This is a genomic window from Pseudanabaena sp. BC1403 (assembly GCF_002914585.1).
In the GTDB taxonomy this organism is placed as follows: Bacteria; Cyanobacteriota; Cyanobacteriia; order Pseudanabaenales; family Pseudanabaenaceae; genus Pseudanabaena.
In genome coordinates, this window is the sequence record NZ_PDDM01000021.1 from 38,858 (window position 1) to 57,667 (window position 18,810).

At 41.9% G+C, this 18,810-nt stretch carries 15 protein-coding genes; 9 read left to right on the plus strand and 6 right to left on the minus strand.

The features are described 5' to 3' along the window. Positions 1-8: 8 nt before the first annotated feature. The 3 genes from CQ839_RS17600 to CQ839_RS17610 all read right to left on the minus strand — a co-directional run bounded on the left by CQ839_RS17600 (position 9) and on the right by CQ839_RS17610 (position 2,357). The gene (locus CQ839_RS17600) at positions 9-1,277 is read right to left on the minus strand and encodes a PIN-like domain-containing protein (protein WP_103669598.1); all 1,269 of its coding nucleotides are present in this window, start codon (positions 1,275-1,277) and stop codon (positions 9-11) included. Next, complete coding sequence (locus tag CQ839_RS17605) at positions 1,274-1,534, minus strand: DUF2281 domain-containing protein (protein WP_103669599.1); 261 nt, start codon at positions 1,532-1,534, stop codon at positions 1,274-1,276. Before CQ839_RS17605 ends, CQ839_RS17600 begins: the two co-directional genes overlap by 4 nt. A gap of 118 nt (positions 1,535-1,652) precedes the next feature. Beyond that, positions 1,653-2,357: a Uma2 family endonuclease gene (locus CQ839_RS17610; RefSeq protein WP_258040776.1), complete on the minus strand. Its 705-nt coding sequence runs from the start codon at positions 2,355-2,357 to the stop codon at positions 1,653-1,655. A gap of 321 nt (positions 2,358-2,678) precedes the next feature. Here CQ839_RS17610 and CQ839_RS17615 point away from each other — a divergent pair, with 321 nt between their 5' ends. The 3 genes from CQ839_RS17615 (at position 2,679) to CQ839_RS17625 (ending at position 8,737) form a co-directional block, all read left to right on the plus strand. Continuing rightward, on the plus strand, positions 2,679-5,429 hold the full coding sequence (locus CQ839_RS17615) for a phycobilisome rod-core linker polypeptide (RefSeq protein WP_103669601.1): 2,751 nt from the start codon (positions 2,679-2,681) through the stop codon (positions 5,427-5,429). A gap of 204 nt (positions 5,430-5,633) precedes the next feature. Further along, positions 5,634-6,647, plus strand: a complete 1,014-nt coding sequence (locus CQ839_RS17620; RefSeq protein WP_103669602.1) for a type I glyceraldehyde-3-phosphate dehydrogenase — start codon at positions 5,634-5,636, stop codon at positions 6,645-6,647. Positions 6,648-6,769: 122 nt separating this feature from the next. Continuing rightward, positions 6,770-8,737, plus strand: coding sequence for a CHASE2 domain-containing protein (locus tag CQ839_RS17625; RefSeq protein WP_103669603.1), 1,968 nt, complete (start codon positions 6,770-6,772; stop codon positions 8,735-8,737). Between the two features lie 27 nt (positions 8,738-8,764). Here CQ839_RS17625 and CQ839_RS17630 read toward each other — a convergent pair whose 3' ends face one another. Next, positions 8,765-10,624, minus strand: coding sequence for a hypothetical protein (locus CQ839_RS17630; protein WP_103669604.1), 1,860 nt, complete (start codon positions 10,622-10,624; stop codon positions 8,765-8,767). Positions 10,625-10,803: 179 nt separating this feature from the next. Between CQ839_RS17630 and trpC the strand changes: the two genes are divergently transcribed. The 6 genes from trpC (at position 10,804) to CQ839_RS17660 (ending at position 15,051) form a co-directional block, all read left to right on the plus strand. After that, on the plus strand, positions 10,804-11,673 hold the full coding sequence (gene trpC, locus CQ839_RS17635; RefSeq protein ID WP_103669605.1) for an indole-3-glycerol phosphate synthase TrpC: 870 nt from the start codon (positions 10,804-10,806) through the stop codon (positions 11,671-11,673). A gap of 27 nt (positions 11,674-11,700) precedes the next feature. After that, on the plus strand, positions 11,701-12,354 hold the full coding sequence (locus CQ839_RS17640) for a type I restriction endonuclease subunit R (RefSeq protein WP_103669606.1): 654 nt from the start codon (positions 11,701-11,703) through the stop codon (positions 12,352-12,354). Positions 12,355-12,356: 2 nt separating this feature from the next. Beyond that, the gene (locus tag CQ839_RS17645) at positions 12,357-13,235 is read left to right on the plus strand and encodes an alpha/beta hydrolase (protein WP_103669607.1); all 879 of its coding nucleotides are present in this window, start codon (positions 12,357-12,359) and stop codon (positions 13,233-13,235) included. 102 nt (positions 13,236-13,337) lie between these two features. Next, complete coding sequence (gene ruvX / locus CQ839_RS17650; protein ID WP_103669608.1) at positions 13,338-13,739, plus strand: Holliday junction resolvase RuvX; 402 nt, start codon at positions 13,338-13,340, stop codon at positions 13,737-13,739. 241 nt (positions 13,740-13,980) lie between these two features. After that, a complete protein-coding gene (locus CQ839_RS17655) occupies positions 13,981-14,424 on the plus strand; it encodes a photosystem I reaction center subunit II PsaD (RefSeq protein ID WP_103669609.1) in 444 nt (147 codons plus the stop codon). Between the two features lie 480 nt (positions 14,425-14,904). Further along, positions 14,905-15,051 carry a chlorophyll a/b-binding protein gene (locus CQ839_RS17660; RefSeq protein ID WP_103669610.1) on the plus strand — a complete coding sequence of 49 codons (147 nt, stop codon included), beginning with the start codon at positions 14,905-14,907 and terminating at the stop codon, positions 15,049-15,051. 54 nt (positions 15,052-15,105) lie between these two features. Here the strand turns inward: CQ839_RS17660 and CQ839_RS17665 are convergent, their stop codons facing one another. Beyond that, positions 15,106-15,942, minus strand: a complete 837-nt coding sequence (locus tag CQ839_RS17665) for a RimK family alpha-L-glutamate ligase (RefSeq protein WP_103669611.1) — start codon at positions 15,940-15,942, stop codon at positions 15,106-15,108. Between the two features lie 58 nt (positions 15,943-16,000). Further along, positions 16,001-18,637 carry an alanine--tRNA ligase gene (gene alaS, locus CQ839_RS17670; RefSeq protein WP_103669651.1) on the minus strand — a complete coding sequence of 879 codons (2,637 nt, stop codon included), beginning with the start codon at positions 18,635-18,637 and terminating at the stop codon, positions 16,001-16,003. Between the last annotated feature and the right edge of the window lie 173 nt (positions 18,638-18,810).

The window sequence follows — 18,810 nt, forward strand, 5'->3', positions numbered from 1 at the left end:
ACTTAGTACTAACTATCGTCACTCTCAGCAATCTTTGCCTGTTCATGGACTTGTGATAAATCATCTGCCGTTTGGGCTAGGGCATTAATTCCATTAGACCGATCAGCCAGTATTTGATTAGACGCAGCAAGTATTTGAGAAACACCAGCCAAATTATACTGCTCAGCCAGTATTTGATTAGACGCAGCAAGTATTTGAGAAACACCAGCCAAATTATACTGCTCAGCCATTGCCTTAGCCACCAAATTAGACCCAGCAACCATTTGTGAAAATGCTTTAGACATCTTATTCTGCTCAAGAGACTGCGTTGTAGAGTCAGAAATTTGTATTTGTTCGAGATCTTGTCTTAGAGATTCGTCATCAGTTTCAAGATCGGCAATTGCGATTGTTTCATCAATTGATCTTTGCTCAATCTTAATTTTTAACCTCTGAACAACTAAATCAAGGAAATCCTGCGTTTGATATATCCAAAATGGTTGCTGAGTAACCTCTAGAAATTCGCACCTTAGATCTTCACGCGGAGAGACTGGTTTTCCATTTCGCTTTATCCACCAATCATCTTTCTTTTCCCCAGTCACAAAAATAATTGGTCGAGATTCTTTTTTTGCAAAATTTAGTATTTGTTTCCAAAGAAGAAAATCTCCGTATTCTCGTTCATCTTTTTTATTTTTATCCTTAAATCCAGGGGCTTGCAATCTTTGATATCTTTCATCAGCTTCCTTTTTTAGATTTGTCAAATCTTCTTCTGGGAAAGGTTCTCCTACTTTGGTGTCAAATAGCAAGAGAAGTTTTTCCAGAATAAAATCTTCATCTGGATTAAGTGAAGCATGATCTTTTTCTAGTTGCTCTATCTTTTCTCTAAAAGATTTCTCTACCTGTTCAATCGAGTCAAAATATGTTTTCTGATCATTAAATAAGCATTCCACCTCAGATGAAACTATCCTTCCTGCTTGACTAAGACAGCCACGAAGCCTACTAAAGCTTTGCTGCTCAGCTTTCCATTTCTCAAGCTCTGATATAGCCTTTTGAAAAGATTCTGCCTCTTTTTGTATGACACCTTCACGACGATCAAAAAATTCACTAGCTACTTGGTGAGGCAACCAAACTCTATTTTGAATATGCTCCAATATGTTATTTAGATAATCTTCTGCCGTAAAACGTGATACTCGATATAAGTCGAGGAGAAAATTTGTATCAAAAACAAATGTGGCGTTTTTCCATAAATCAGAAAATTCAGCTTCAGATGGTTTTATTCTCCAAGAAAATAAATTTTTCATATACGTATGCTCCAACCGCTAATTGAATTTATTTCACTAGCTAAAATTTCTTCATCTCTATCTGAAACATCTTTTTCAATAGAACTTCCTATCCCAGCAATTGAAAGCAGAAAGTTGGGTTTAGGCTCCTCAGGCTTTTGCTCAACTGACTTGTAACGCAGATATCCAATAAAACTAATAAGTTCAGAAAAAGCATCATCTGGCAATGTGTCTATCACCTCAATAACCTGTTGCCTTGATAAAGTTGAAGTATCCATCGTGATTATTTTGTATTGCTTTGATTGGATGAAGCCCGAAACTTCTGTGTAATTATTTTAGCTCTACCGCAAGCCGAAAAAGATCTGATTTTTGCTGAAATAGCGATTGCACTCAAGTTTAAACTTCCCCTTGCTGTGAATAATTTGCCCTCACCCATCCACGAAACTCTTTTAAAGTCTTACTTTCGCCTAATATCAATCGCTTCTGCACATATTCCACAATAATTGCGGCGGGTAAAGTCGGAAACGATAAACTATTTTCTATCGCCACATATACCCCATTTTGCAAAGCTAAAAACTCTAAACTATAACCATCATAAAGCCAGACTTCAGGCACACCGAGAAGCGCATAGATCGGTAAACGGCGATCGCTAGGATTCGTGATATCCACTTCTAAAACCAGATCAGGAGGAGGATCTTGTCCAACGATGACATTTTCTTGAGCGCGAATAGCCAACTCATTTTTGATGTAATAACAGGAATCTGGCTCCCCACCAATTTTTAGTTCTGAGCTTTTCATTAATAGCGAGCCTAAACATCGCATATCGATATCCAGTTCATCAACGAAAATAGTCAATAGCTTATCGAAAAAACGACTGCTTCCTTCATGGAGTGAGAGCGGAGACATAATCTCTAAATTACCTTTAATATAATTGAATAGAGTTTTACGACGATCACCAACATCTGCAAGTAAGCACTCAAAAGTTTCCCAACTCACCCCATGAAGCAAGACCCGATTTTCAGATAGTGGTCTGGATTTCTCGATTTCTTCACTTACTGATGTAGTAGCTTGCTCTCTTGGTAAGGTTGGAGTATTCATCATGATTGTTTAGAGAAAAATACGGGCAGTTGTAAACCTAGATCTTTAATGCTGAGAACAAGATCCAAAAATTTAAACCCAAATTTAGCTTAACAAAGATCGCTATAGCGATCGCCAATATGCCCTACTTACAGCTATATATAAATACATAGCGCAACCAACATACGTGCTTTACAAAACTTATCGTGTCTTTCTAGTTGAAATACCTGTAAATGCGGCATTTTCTGATGAGATAGAGATATATATTTAAGTTGGAAAACCCTATACTTGGGTAGATATTATTTCGACTTTTTACATACCCTTTAAAGATCTCAAGGCAGACACATGAGCGTAACAGCGTCAAGTGGTGCAGTAAATGCCCGCCCCAGTCTATATCAGACCGCTTTAACTTCCACAATTTCTCAGATAGAGCAACAAGATCGCTTTGCGACTCGTAGCGAATTAGATGATTTATCCATATATTTTCAATCTGGACTAAAACGCCTCGAAATTGCAGAAATTTTGACAAAAAACTCTGACAATATCGTATCCAAGGCTGCTAGCCGTATTTTTACGGGTGGTTCAGCAATGGCATTTTTGGAAAAACCCAAAAATTCCGAAGCCTTGGAGGTCGATCGCGCTGGTCGAGTAGTTGATGTCAAGATCGGCATGGAGCTTGGTACAACTACTTATACTGAGGCAAGCGAAGGTGGCTTTTTAGGGACAATCAAGAATTTCTTCAGTAACACAGGCATTACTGGCGTTGTTGATTCTGTGCCAGCCAATTTCCGCCCCATTAACATTTCTCGTTATGGCGCAGACCGCATGAAGAAGTCCCTACGCGACTTGTCATGGTTCTTGCGCTATGCCACCTATGCGATCGTTGCAGGTGACCCAAATATTCTTGCCCAAAACGTGCGTGGCTTGCGTGAAATCATTGAAGCAGCTTGCTCCACTGACGCAACTATTGTTGCTTTGCAAACCATGAAGCAAGCCGCAGCAGGTTATTTCCTCAACGATCCTGCGGCGATCGAAATTATCAAGCAATATATGGATGTAGCGATCGCTGAATTCAAAGCAGCGACCCCTTCACCTAAAGTCCGTCAGCGTAATTCTCCTGACCTTCAAGGGCTTGCACTGCCTCAGATTTACTTCAATACTGCTGAGCGTCGCCAGAAGTTTGTAATGAAGGCTGCCATGACGGGAGCTGAGAAAAATGAAGTAGTTAAGGCTGCCTATCGCCAAGTTTTCGAGCGTGATATCGCCCGTGCTTACAGCCAAGGTGTTTCTGACCTTGACTCTAAGGTGAAAAATGGTGAAATCTCGGTGCGTGAGTTTGTGCGCCGCTTAGGTTTATCGCCTCTATACCGCGATCAATTCTTTCTACCTTTCATCAACTCCCGTGCAGTTGAGCTAGCATTCAAGCATTTCCTTGGACGCTCACCCGAAAGCCGTGAAGAAGTTGCCGCTTACTTTGCGATCGTCTCCAAAGGTGGTTTGCCTGCACTAGTCAATGCTCTAGTTAACTCCAGAGAGTACAGCGACTACTTCGGCGAAGAAACCGTCCCTTACCAACGTGGATACGGACAAGAAGCCCAAACCGCACGTAACTGGGGCGCACAGTTTGACTTGTTCAACTACTCTGCACCTTTCCGTAAGGTTCCTCAATTTATTACCTTGTTTGCAGCCTATGAGCAACCATTGCCAGATCAGCATGTTTATGGCGCTGGTAATGATCCTCTCGAAATCCAATTTGGCGCGATCTTCCCTAAAGAAACTCGTAATCCTAGTGCATCCCCTGCGCCTTTTGGTAAGGATACTCGCCGCATCTTGATTCGTAATGGTGCTGGTATCACCAACCAACTTGGTAATCCTGCGGCAACTGGCTCGATTGATTCAATGAGTCCCAAGGTATTCAAGCTCGATCAAACCCAACGCGATAGCGTCAAGATTGGCAAAGGAGCTAGAATCAGTTCGATTAAAGGTCAGAGTGTTAATAACTCGGAAAGCTCTACTCAAGCTGTGATTCGCGCAATTTACTTACAAGTCACTGGCTACATTCCTTTTGCAGGTCAGCGCCTCACGGCAGCCGAGAGCAAGTTGGAAAATGGTCAAATCTCGGTACGCGAATTTGTCCGCATCTTGGCTAAGTCGCCTTTATTCCGCGATCGCTATTGGACGAAGCTTTATGTATGTAAAGCGATCGAATATACTCACCGCCGTCTATTAGGTCGTCCTACCTATGGTCGCCCTGAAATGAACGCTTACTTTGATCTTGCATCCAAGAAAGGCTTCTATGCAGTCGTTGATGCGATCCTTGAGACCAAGGAATACGAGCAAGCCTTTGGCGAAGATACCGTTCCTTACGAGCGCTATTTGACTCCCGCAGGTGTATCACTTCGCAACAATCGCAACAGCACCTTGGGTGAAGAAAAAGGCACTAAGGTTGTGGTTGAACCAACCGCTAAGTTCATTGAACTTGGTCAAGTCACCGAAGAGCGCTCCTCTGTATCGATCCGCGATCGCATCAACCAAGGTGTTGATAAGAAGCGCGAACAACGCAAGATTTTCAAGCTCACCACCACCGATCCTGTGGAAACAGGCGCATTGGTACGTGCAGCTTACCGTCAAGTGTTCGAGCGGGACATGGATGCCTATGTTGCTGACTCACAGTTCAGCCAGTTTACTTCTAAGTTGCTCAACGAAGAAACCACGGTCAAGGAATTCATTTTGGCGATCGGTACATCCGAACTCTATATCAAGGAATTCTACGCACCATTCCCCAACACCAAGGTTATCGAATTGGGTACAAAGCATTTCTTAGGACGTGCACCCCTCGATCAAGCAGAAATCCGTAAATACAACGTGATTTTGGCTACTAGCGGTATCAAGGCGATGGTGACGGAAATGGTTAACAGCCGCGAATACCTCGATGCTTTTGGCGAAGATGTAGTACCTTACAACCGCTTTGAAACTTTCCCTGCGGCTAACTACCCTAATACCAAGGAGCTATACGATCGCCTGACTAAACAGGACAAGTCGATCGTTGTACCTAGCTTTGCACCAGTGAAATCGAAAATTCCAACTACGGTGTAGTCAATAAAAAACAGATGAAATACGCATAGCCTATTTTATCTAAAAATCAAAAAGGTAGGGGCAATTCATGAATTGCCCCTACCTTTTTGATTTTAGAAAGATTCAAAATTTTGCTTGAATAGACAATAAATTGGTGACGGTTTTTCGGTATCATAAGCATCAGATTAAAGTAAAAAGTTAAATTTATATAAAGGGCGATAAGAAGTGACTATCAGGGTAGCGATTAATGGATTTGGGCGTATCGGACGTAACTTTCTCAGATGCTGGGCTGGTCGCTCAGAGACAAACATAGAACTAGTTGGACTTAACGATACGTCCGATCCCCGTACCAACGCTCACTTGCTAAAGTACGACTCCATGCTCGGCAAATTTGCTGGAGAAGTTAGTGCTGATGACACCACAATTACTGTCAATGGCAAAACCATCAAAACGGTTTCTGATCGCAATCCTGACAATTTACCTTGGAAAGATTGGGGCATTGATTTAGTCATCGAATCTACGGGTGTATTTATCGATAAAGTTGGAGCTGGCCGACATATTGGTGCAGGTGCTAAGAAAGTTCTAATTACTGCCCCTGGTAAAAACGAAGATGGTACATTTGTCGTTGGTGTTAATGATAAAGATTACAACCATGATATTCACCACATCATCAGTAATGCTAGTTGCACCACCAACTGTTTAGCACCCGTTGCCAAAGTCTTGCTAGAAAACTTTGGCATTGTTAAAGGTGTAATGACTACCACCCACAGCTACACTGGTGACCAACGCTTGCTTGATGCTAGCCACCGTGATTTGCGTCGTGCTAGAGCTGCTGCTTTGAGCATTGTACCAACCTCCACAGGTGCGGCAAAAGCAGTTGCACTCGTATTACCACAACTAGCTGGCAAATTGAATGGTATTGCTTTGCGAGTGCCAACTCCTAACGTTTCAGTCGTTGACTTTGTGGTCGAAGTGGAAAAAGCCACGATCGCTCAAGAAGTTAATGAAGCATTCCGCGTTGCTGCCGAAGGTCCAATGAAAGGCATTTTGGAATATAACGAATTGCCTTTGGTGTCTATCGACTATCGTGGTGTTGATGCGTCTTCGATCGTTGACTCTTCTTTGACGATGGTTATGGGTGGCAATATGGTTAAAGTTGTTGCTTGGTATGACAACGAATGGGGCTATAGCCAACGTGTTGTTGACTTAGCTGAAATTGTTGCTAAAAACTGGAAATAATTTCCCCGAAAATGGTCGGTGCAAAGCACCGCCCATTTTTTGTTCACGCAATTTCGCTGATGTATGAGTATCCAGAGATGTAGATAGAATATTGTGAAGTCAATGTTCTTATAGCGATCGCAATGAAACTTCCTGGTGCTTTGGTTAATTTCGGAGCTTTTTGTAAACGTAATCATCAGCAATTAGTAGCTGGATTGATTACGTTTTCATTGTCTTTAGGGGTATTGGGCTTAAGGGAAAGCGGAGCTTTTAAGGAAGTGGAGCTTTGGGTTTATGACAGCTTGATGCGATCGCAGCTCAAAGAACCTCCCGATCGCCGTGTTGTGATTGTCGAGATTTCGGAAGCAGATATTCAAGACTTCTCTAAGTTGTATTCTGAGCGATGGCCAATTTCGGATCGCTTATTTGCCAGACTGATTAACCAAATTTCCGTAGCTAAACCAGCCGTGATCGGCATTGATAAATATCTGGATTTACCAGTTCTAGAAGGACGTAGTGAGTTAGTTGCCGCAGTTAAAAATGCTGGAAATGTAGTTAATGCTAAATTTATTGCAACAGTCGAAGGTCGGAGTGGTGTCGATCCTGCAAAAGATTTAGAACCAATTAGCAGCTATGGATATGTGAATTTACCCACCGACAAAGGGGCACTTGTGCGGCGGGCTTCAATAGTTGGAGATTCAGGTTCTTTAGCCTTTGAAATCGCCAATTTATATTTAAAAAAATTACACGGCAAGCAACTTGAATTTAACCCAGCCGCAATTCAATTTACGGCGGGCAAACAAATTATTCCGAGGGTAACGGCAAATTACGGTGCATATCGTAAGGAGGATGATAGTGGATATCAAATGATGATTCGCTATCGAGGGAAATCGAGAGCTTTTGAGCATATTCGAGCGACTGATGTACTTGAGAAGCGAGTTGATCCTGAGAAACTGCGCGATCGCATTGTCCTTATTGGGGTGACTGCGGAAAGCCTCAAAGATAGCTTCCCCACTCCTGTCAGTGTTGATGGTGATGTGATGTATGGAGTGGAAATCCATGCAAATATTGTCAGCCAGTTGATTAGTAGTACTTTAGACGATCGCAAATTTATTCAGGTGTGGTCAAACGATATTGAAAATATTTGGATTTTGTTTTGGGCGATCGCTGGTGGTGCAATGGCAGCATTTATTGCTCATGCTGGTAAAAATATAGGGCTTTTAGTTCTCTTCTCTGGTGGTTTAGTTTGGGCTAGCTATTTTGCCTTTGGTCAGGCTCTGTGGATACCATTATTTCCAGCCTTGTTGGGTTTAATTTCTTCAAATGTACTAGTCATGGCTTATCAGCTTGCAATTCAGCAATCAGAACGCAAAGTGCTGATGGGATTATTCTCACGACATGTCTCCAAGGAATTAGCCGATATTATTTGGTCAAACCGTGAAAAATTTTTGCTAGAGGGTCGGATCACGGGACAAGAGGTATATGTTACGGTCTTGTTTACGGATATGCGAAACTTTAGTACTGCGGCGGAGGCGCAAGCTCCAGGCGAGACACTAAATTGGCTCAATAATTATTTGGGAACGATTGCTAACGAAGTTTTAGCCCATGGCGGCATGGTCGATAAGTATATTGGAGATGCGGTGATGGCAGTATTTGGCGTGCCTATTCCCCATAGCAATGAAGTGGAACGTACCCGCGATGCTCAATGTGCTGTTGCTGCGTCTTTAGCGATCGCTCATAAATTAGCAGAAATGAATGAGGTATGGGTAGCCCAAGGTCTACCTCCTGTCTCGACAGGAATTGGTATTAACTCTGGGCTTGTAATTGCAGGAAGTTTAGGAAGTTCGGAGCGACTGGAATATTCTGTATTAGGAGATGCGGTGAATGTTGCATCGCGCCTAGAAAGCTTTAATAAAGAAGTCGATGGTGGACCTCATCATATTTTGATTAGTGAAGAAACGCATCGGCGCTTAGATAATAATTTCCAGACTGAGTTTGTGGGTAAATTCGCTCTCAAAGGGAAAACACAAGAAACAGGGATTTACCGAGTTTTGGATGTCCAAAAGAAGTCTAATCAACTTAGTCCCACAAGCGCGTTTGAAAATAGATAAAGGGCGGCGCTAAGCACCGCCCTTTATCTATTTTTTAGTTAACACTTTAATTGGTGATGTTGTAGTTGTAGACAAATCCGTTAATGCTGGAGGCTTGTCTGTTGATTTAGCGTCAGATTTATTTTCTGATATGTCTTTGGTCTCGGAAGACTTATTTACAGGTTCTGTTTCTTCAGTTTTGGTTGGGAAAAATTTACTTGGATCAAAGTTGAAATTTTTGAATACATCTGTTGGAGCAGCAGTTGGTTTGAACTTCTTCGGTTCCTTCTCAGGCAAAACATCTTTGGGTGGTTCAGATTTTGGTATTACCAGAGTTGTATTTTTAGAGACTTCTTTGGCGGCTTCCTGATGAGCTTCTTTAGGTGTTGTTACTTGAGGTGAGACTTTGGGTGCGATCGGTCTTCCTGGTATTGCAATAGGGGCATATTTACTCCTAACTGGAGCAGGAGCGCTCTTGACAGGTTCTACAACATTTATAGATTTAGCCTTGGCAGATTCTGAAGTAACCTTTTCTGACTCAGTAACTGGTGTGTTTTTAGCCTTGATGGGCGCAGTTTTTACAGGTTCGGTAGACACAGGAGCATCTTTGACTTTAATTGGTTCAACTTTGACTGGTTCTGGGACTGGAACTGCCTTAGTCGGAATAGGTTCAACCTTGACTGGCTCAGCTACTGGTGATGATTTTGTAATAATTGGTGCAGCTGGAGCAACAGGAACTACAGGAATTACAGGAACTACAGGAATTACAGATGATGCTTTATCAACAGGTTTAGTCTCTTCCTTGGGTGCATCTACTGGCGTAGATGTGGGGCTAACAACCTCAGCTTTAGGTGATTCGGTTGGCTTTTCCGTAGGAGTGACGACTGGTGCGACAGACTCAACAGGCGAAGGTATAACTTCAGGAGCAGGTGGCACATAGTCTGGGTTAACGATCGCATCGATATTGGCAATCTTTTCCCCACGGACTAGACGCGCTAGGGTGTCAGTACCATTTGGTTGATAGTTAATGACATGGGCAGTGCTGTTAAATACATTCGCGATCGCATCGCCATCTGGTTCTAGCAATTCCAGTTTTACCCAATTTTGTCCAGTTTTAAAGCCTTTGAGATAGATTGGCTCCCAGCGATCAAAGGTAAAGCTTTGTCCATCAATGGTGGCGCGAACTTGCCAATCATCGATCGCCTCATCATCTTTGCCGAGTAAATGCAACGGTGCATTTTGGAGATAAAAATCAAGCATGATTGGCTCAGCACCATAGGTTCCTACAGGACGGCTGTAGGTGAGCAAAGGTGTTTTTGCTTCGGGAGTATTTTCGCCAGTCTTTGTCAATACATTAAAGGTCGTCTGTGCATACGCACCTTGGTTTTTGAAGCTTTCATGCCAAGGTCGCGAAGCAAAGGCTCGAATTGTATGAGTTCCCGCGCTGAGGTGATCAAATGTTGCGGTTTGATTTAGGTCGTAAATTGCTTTGTATTCTTGGTTATCCAAAGTCACATGGATATGTGGCCCTAAGCCAAAATCAGCATTTTTAAAAATCGGCAAATTTTTGACATCAAACTTCACTGAGACTTGGGTGTCGTTTAGCACTTCATCAGGTTTTGGGCTGACAATGCTGACCTGAGGTGCGTAGCCATCGAGTAGGCGACTGAGGCGTTGAATTTCAGTGGGTGGCGAAACTTCGGTGATGTTGATGCTAGTTACAACTTTTTTGTCTGTGGCTTTACTGACTGGCTTATTATTACCACCGCAAGCTGTGAGGTAAAAGCACAGGGCGATCGCCATGACCAAACTGGATAACTTTTTCCAAGGGATATTTCGCCAATAAGATGAAACTCGCGAAGTCTTTGGCTTGTCTTCGGGTTGGTTAGAGTTTGCGATCGCGCTCATAAAAACTATGCTCAACTCACATTACACAGGCAAATATACCGAAAAATGAGCGCTTTGCTTGTAAAGAAACCTCATAATTTATAAAGTAATTTGCTAAAAAGTAACCATAGGCGGCTTTTTGATAAATTGCTTTATGCTAAAAGCTATATCTTTTTACACGATCAACCAAATTCTCATCAATGCAAGTACGCCGCCAATCTGAAACCGCTAGTAGCAAAGGCTATGCGATCGCTGCCCTAACTGAAGCGCCCCAAAACATTTTAGAAAAAATCGTTTGGCATAAGGAGCAAGAGGTTGCGCAGATGTATGCCACCGAGCCGATTGAGTCAATTAAAGCTAAATTAACTAGCGTTAGTCCGCCGCGAGATTTTTATGGCAAGTTGCAAAATTCCCCGATTAAGCCTGCCCTAATCGCCGAAGTCAAAAAAGCCTCACCTAGCAAAGGTTTATTTCGTAAAGACTTTGATCCTATAGCGATCGCCCAAGCCTACGAACGCGGCGGCGCGAGTTGTCTCTCAGTATTAACTGATCGAGAATTCTTTCAAGGTGGTTTTGAAAATTTACAACTGGTACGCCAAGCCGTTGATTTGCCTCTACTGTGCAAAGAATTTATTATTGATCCCTATCAAATTTATCTGGGGCGATCGCATGGTGCGGATGCAGTTTTATTAATCGCCGCAATTCTTACTGATACTGAATTAACCGAACTGCAAGCATTAATCCATGAGTTAGGCATGACTGCACTAGTTGAAGTGCATACTCAAGCTGAGCTAGATCGTGTTTTACAAATTCCTGATGTGCGCTTAATCGGGATTAATAATCGCAATTTAGAAAATTTTGTCGTAGAGCTTGAACAAACTAAAATTTTAATGGATAGACTAGATCCATTAACTAGAGATAAATACCTTTGGGTGAGCGAGTCTGGCATTTATACCCGTCAAGATCTAGATTTTGTACAAAGTTGTGGAGCGAGTTCTGTGCTAGTTGGCGAGTCTTTAATCAAACAAGAAAATATTGAAGATGCAATCACAAATTTGCTAGAAAAATAAATCTCTAATCTTAAGAGCTAGGAATTAATGGTCACAACATTAGCAATTTCTAAACATGTTAATAGTTTGCTGGAAGTAGAAACTAGATTCTCAGCACAACAAGCTATCGGCGATCGCTTTTTCAGTGAATGCTATGAAGACTTACCAGAGTTGACGGAACTTGAAAAAGAACGCTGCGATCGCCTGAAGGAGCGATATCTTTACCATCGTCATCATGGACATATCAGTGAAGGGTTAATTAATCAAATTGCGATCGCACCTTTATTGGAAATGGCAAAATTTTATGATCCACCTTTTGATATTAGATCTGAGTATCCTGTTCAAATTGAATCTATAGAATTTGATGTAGACGAAAACGAACAAACTATTTATCAAGGTCGTATTGATACGCTTGTGATTCACAAAAAACTATGGGTGCTGGTAATCGAATCTAAAGGTCAATCGTTTAGTATCGAATCAGGCATGGCGCAGGCGCTTACTTATATGATGAGTAGTCCCAATCAATTGCAGTCAACCTATGGATTTATTAGCAATGGTGGGTTTTCGATTTTTCTTAAGGTGACTCAAGGAGAGGTTTTTCAATATCAATTCTCTAATGATTTTTCGCTATACAATCGCAATGCAAATGAATTTTTGACTGTACTTCAGATTCTTAAAAAAATCGCTCAGTTATTTCAGTAAAAATGAACCCGAATTTACAGCCAGTATTGCAAATATTACAAAAGTTTTTATTGCCAGTTGGTCGTATTCTGGTGCTTGCTTATATTGGCTTGGCGATCGCTTTATATCTCGGACAATCAAACCTAGTCTATATGCCGAGTCAAGAGCTAATAGATACGCCTGCAACCATAGGCTTAAAATTTGATGATGTACAGCTCACAACTAAAGATAATGTCAATTTAGATTCTTGGTTTGTGCCAGCTAAAGATAACGATCAAATTGGTAAAGGTGTGATTTTGTTTTGTCATGGCAATGGTGGCAATATTGGCAATCGTGTTAGTTATTTACCAATTTTTAAAGATTTGGGGCTTGCTACTTTCCTGTTTGATTATCGTGGCTACGGTAAGAGTGAGGGTAAACCCAGCGAAGAAGGAACCTATAACGATGTCGAAGCTGCGTGGCAATATCTCACTCAAGAGAAACAAATTCCACCTCAAAAAATTATTATCTACGGTGAATCATTAGGAGGTGCGATCGCCTCTTACTTAGCTCAGAAAATCTCACAACAAGATGGTAAAAATTCAGCAGGTGGTTTGATTCTTGCTTCAACATTTACCTCAATTAGCGATCGCGCGGCTGAGCTTTATCCATTTTTGCCAATTCGGTTTCTCTCGCGATTTTCCTACAACTCCATTGATCGCTTACCCAGTATCAAAACTCCTGTTTTAATTATTCATAGCACCGATGATGAGATCATTCCCTTTCATCATGGCGATCGCAATTTTCAAGCAGCCAATCAGCCTAAAAAATTAGTCAAACTACGCGGCGATCATAACGGTGGCTTCCTAGACTCTCTCGAAACCTATCGCAAGGGGCTGAAGGAATTTGTCCAAAGTATATAATTGTGGACAGCGTAAACAAAAATTACGAATTACGAATTACGAATTGAAATCTCCTTGATAATTCGTAATTCGTAATTCGTAATTATCAATTCAGGAATATCCGTGCTGTTAGGTTTCGATCCAGGAAAACAAAAATGTGGTCTTGCTGTCATGGGCTTAGATCGCAAGATTCACTTTCAGGCTGTTATTCCAAGCAAAGATGCGATCGCTAAAGTTGGCAGCTTATTAGATAGCTATCCCATTTCGCTGATGGTGATGGGTGATCAAACTGCCTCTAAGCAATGGAAAGCTGAACTACAGTCAACATTCCCCGATTTGCGAATCATCACCGTTGATGAGCGTTATAGCAGCGAAGAAGCTCGCCTACGATTTTGGGAGATTTATCCCGCACAAGGCTTAAAGAAATTAGTCCCACTTGGAATGCGATCGCCTGATCGTCCAATCGATGACATTGTTGCCATTATCCTAATTGAACGTTATCTCAGTCGCTTAATTAGCTCATAAGTATAAATTACAAACCCGTAAAGTTGCGCCCCGCAGGGGCGCAACTTTACGGGTTTGCGTTTGTAATTAATTATGCTTAGCTACTTAGACAAGAAAATATCTTGCTTCACGAGATATTTTCTCTAAAAGTTTTGTCAAGCTTCGTAAAGTAACGTTAAGTAAGCTTGAAGCAGGGGTATATAGAAATGATATCTTTGCTCTTGATATCAAAAGCATATACGCAATTTGGGAGAACATCTCAATGTCAGAAGAAACAGCAACCTTTACTGCACCTGCCCCTAAAGGCAAAACCCCTATCTGGGGTGGTAGCACAGGTGGTTTGCTCAACTCCGCCTTCACCGAAGAAAAGTACTTAATCTCTTGGAATAGCCCAAAAGAGCAAGTATTTGAAATGCCCACAGGCGGCGCTGCAACTATGGTCAGTGGCGACAACTTGCTTTACTTAGCTAAGAAAGAGCAAGCTCTTGCTTTGGGTACACAGTTGCGTAAATTTAAGATCACCAATTACAAAATTTGGCGCGAATTTCCTAATGGCGACCAAGTTTATCTACATCCTAGCGATGGTGTATTCCCTGAGAAGGTGAATGCTGGTCGTGTTGCCGCTAATAGCGTCAGCCGCAAGATTGGTGATAATCCTAATCCTATAAGCGTCAAGTTTACAGGTAAGGCAACTTACGATGTCTAATTAATGGCCTTGGCTATTAATATCGCTCTCATTTATTTTTATTTTCACAAAAGCTAATGCGATCGCTAGATGGCATTAGCTTTTGTTTGTCAAGGCAGGTTTCGATCAAGCGAACCACCATCAGTTATTGAACGCATTGCTTTGCAACACCTTCAAAAACTTATGAGTTTGGTGTTGAGTCTAAAGCACTGCGAGTCTCTGTAATACCAATTTACGAAAGTGTGGCAACACTTTTGTAAATTAAAAACCAAACCCAGTAAGGGTTTTAAAAGCACAAAATGGCTACGCCATTTTGTGCTTTGGTATAAAATAGGTAGATGGCAAAAGTGCCATCTACCTATTTGCTTTTGTAATTAATCTCATAACTTTGTCGAATCTACCTTTAGCGGTATAGCATATTAAGAAATATAAAGTAATATTAAAAAGAGCAAAGATTATTAACATCTACTTAATAGTTAAACCACCAAGGAGATTACTGAAATGGAAAACACTACAGAGCCAAAATTCGGTTTCAACAACTTCGCTGAAACTTGGAACGGTCGCCTCGCAATGCTAGGATTCGTTATCGGTTTGGCAACAGAATTAATCACTGGACAAGGCATTCTTACTCAAATTGGCTTGATGTAATTTCATCACATAAGCAAACAAAAAGGGAGCGCTTAGCGCTCCCTTTTTGTTTGCTTATGCACATTCCAAATATCTTAAAATCTTTTGGAAAAGCCCTATGATCGGCTCTTCTCCATTATCTCGAATAAAAATATCAAAATTTGGATGCGAATTCGCCTCAATCAGCCAGTAAACACCACGATCATCTATTGCAACATCTAGCCCTACATAAGCGATCGCAGGCATCTTCTGGAAAATTGGTTTGATAAACTCATCGATCGCTGCAATAGTTTCGTGATTACTAACTTGTTTCGCGATCGCCCCTTCCCAATGCAAAGGACTGAGATTTCCTGTAAACTCAGCCTGCGAAATATCTTTGTCATACAGAACTATTTGCTCATGATTGAGACATACGGAGCGATATTCTTTAACGATATTAATTGGCTCCTGTACTAGAGCAACATAGTCATAGTTTTTGCTATTAACATTAAAAATACAATCTAAAGCACTCCGAATCTGTAGTAAATCAAAACACTTAAAGACATTATTCCCCCCCGATCCCCGATTCCGCTTTACAATGATTGGCAACTCAAAGTTGCTTTCAATCTCTGCAATAATTTCCTCGATAGTCGAGAATTTTAAATACTCTTTGTATTTCTGATCACAATAGGGTGAGATAAAAGACAACGTGCGAGGCATCTTCACGATATCTTGAAATACTTGATAAAAATATTGCTTATCCTTAAAGATTTCCGCTATAGATTGCGGCGTGAGAGGGGTTGAATAGTTGGTAAAGTAATATTCGCGATCGCTGAGTTTAACCTTAACTAGATTCTGATTCGGATGCAAAATCTCATATTCAATGGATAGCTTTTTACAAGCTTCCAATAACATTTTGATGTTTGTGAGCATATTTACTTGATTCTATTTCAAAAAATAGAGGAGGCACTTTGAGCCTCCTCTCCAACTTTTAAGCTAGCGTATTTCTGAGCTGAGCTTCAGCAGCTTCTAGAGCTTCGGGCAACTTACTGGCATCTTTCCCACCTGCTTGAGCGAGGTTGGGGCGACCGCCGCCGCCGCCGCCACAGATTTTGGCGATCGCACCAATAAATTTGCCAGCTTGCAGACCTTTATCAATAACTTCCTTACTGAAGGAAGCAACTAGCGTTACTTTGCCATCATCGCTAAAGGAACCAAGCACAACTGCACTATGTCCAAGCTTTGCCGAGAGCTTTTCGGCAGCCGCTTTCAATGCTTCGGCTTCGATATCAGGAAGCTGAGCAACCAGAATCTTAAATTCGCCAACAGCTTCCGCTTCATGGATGAGAGAATCCGCTTTAACTAGGGCTAGTTGCTGTTTGAGATGTTCGACTTCCTTCTGAGCAGTTTTTAGCTCATGCTGCAAGCCTGTAATCCGATCGCTAATTTCTTCAGGCTTGATTTTAAAGCGATCGCTTAAATCCTTGGCAATATTGTCGCGCAGGGTGAGATATTCCAACACAGCTTGACCTGCGATCGCTTCGATTCGACGTACACCAGAAGCAACACCTGCTTCAGAAATGATTTTGAATAGTCCAATTTCGCTTGTGTTTTTTACATGCGTACCGCCGCAAAGTTCCATTGATACATTAGGAATATCCATAACACGGACTTCTGCGCCATATTTTTCACCGAACATCGCGATCGCACCTTTGGCTTTTGCTTGGGCGATCGGCAATACTTCGATTACTGATTCATGGGCTTCGGAGATCCAGTTATTGATCTGCAATTCGATTTGCTGAAGCTCTTCAGAAGTGACCGCTCGATTGAGATTAAAGTCAAAACGCAGGCGATCGCTATCAACTAATGAGCCTGCTTGAGAAACATTAGGATCAACGATTTTCTTCAGGGCTGCTTGTAAGAGGTGCGTGGCGGTGTGATGTGCCTGAATGCGCCGACGTTCAGATACTGCAACTTGAGCATTGACGTTATCACCAACAGCAATTTCACCACGCTCTACTTGTCCAATGTGAATGAATAGATCGGCTTGCTTCTGGACATCATTAACCTTGGCGATCGCTTCACCAATAGCGAGATAACCTGTATCGCCAACCTGTCCACCTGATTCGGCATAGAAAGGAGTGCGATCTAAAACAATTTGAAATTTGCTACCAGCGATCGCAGTTTTAACCAGTTCGCCATTGACGAGAATTGCTTTCACGGTCGCAGTGCTACTAAGTTCCGTATAGCCAAGAAATTCAGTCTTACCAATTTCTTTAGCGATATTCACCCAGCTATCTTTCGCCATGAGATCAATATCTTCGTGGGCGGCTTGCGATCGCTCCTGTTGCTTCTTCATTTCCGACTCGAAGCCGACCGCATCAACAGTAAAGCCTTCTTCTTCGGCGATCTCTTGGGTTAATTCAAGTGGAAATCCGTAAGTATCATAGAGAGTGAAAGCATCTATGCCCGAAATCGTCTTGCCAGATTGCACTTCAGGTTTTGTCAGAATCTCTTCAAGCAGCTTTTCTCCACGTTCTAGGGTTTGCAAAAAGCGAACTTCTTCGATTTTGATCTCATCTTTGATTATTTGCTCTCTTTCGCGAGTATTGGGATAAACGGATTCTGAAAGTGCGATCGCAACTTCAGCTACTTCAGACGCAAATGTGCCTGAGATGCCTATCAACCGTCCATGACGAACTACACGGCGCAAGAGACGACGCATAATGTAACCGCGTCCTACATTCGACGCATTGATTCCATCGGCAATCATATGGACAACGGAGCGAACATGATCTCCAATCACCTTCAGCGAAGTTTTTACTTTTTCATCGCTCTGATGATAATCAATTCCTGCAATATCCGCAGCTTTTTTGATAATTGGGAAGATTAAATCTGTCTCGTAGTTATTGGGAACAGCCTGCAAAACCTGCGCCATGCGCTCTAAGCCCAAGCCTGTATCAATATTTTGCTTCTTTAGTTTTGTAAGATTGCCAGCCGCGTCACGATTTAACTCCATGAAGACCAGATTATAAATCTCCAAGAATCGTGAATCATCTTCCAAATCAATCGCATCGTCACCCAATTCAGGATGAAAATCATAATAGATTTCTGAACAAGGCCCACAAGGTCCCGTCGCACCCGAAGCCCAGAAGTTATCATCGCCCATTCGTTGAATTCGATGCGCTGGAATTCCGATCGCATCGCGCCAAATTGCAAAGGCATCTTCATCGGTATGATAGACGCTGACAACTAGGCGATCGGGCGGTAGTTGAAATACTTTAGTGACTAATTCCCATCCCCAAGCGATCGCTTCTTTTTTGAAATAGTCGCCAAAACTGAAATTCCCTAACATTTCAAAAAATGTGTGGTGACGCGCTGTTCTACCGACATTCTCGATGTCATTGGTACGAATACATTTTTGAGAGGTAGTAGCGCGAGGAACCTCAGGCTCCTGCTGCCCCAAAAAAATCGGCTTAAATGGTAGCATTCCCGCGATCGTTAGTAGCACTGTAGGATCAGCAGGTACGAGTGATGCGCTAGGCATTACCTTATGACCGCGCTCCTCAAAGAAATTGAGAAACTTCGCGCGGATTTCAGCACCAGTAAGAGAGGGAAGGCTAGCCATAAAAGTTTGAATTAATGCAGACAGTAATATAGATTCAGGAAAACTCAACAAGTTTGCAACATGAAATGAATATGTTGGGCAAACCTAATATAAATTCTTACAAATTTTAACAATTTTCTACTTGTATTATAGCGATTAGGGCATCCTTGCCCAAAATTTTGGCGATAATACCA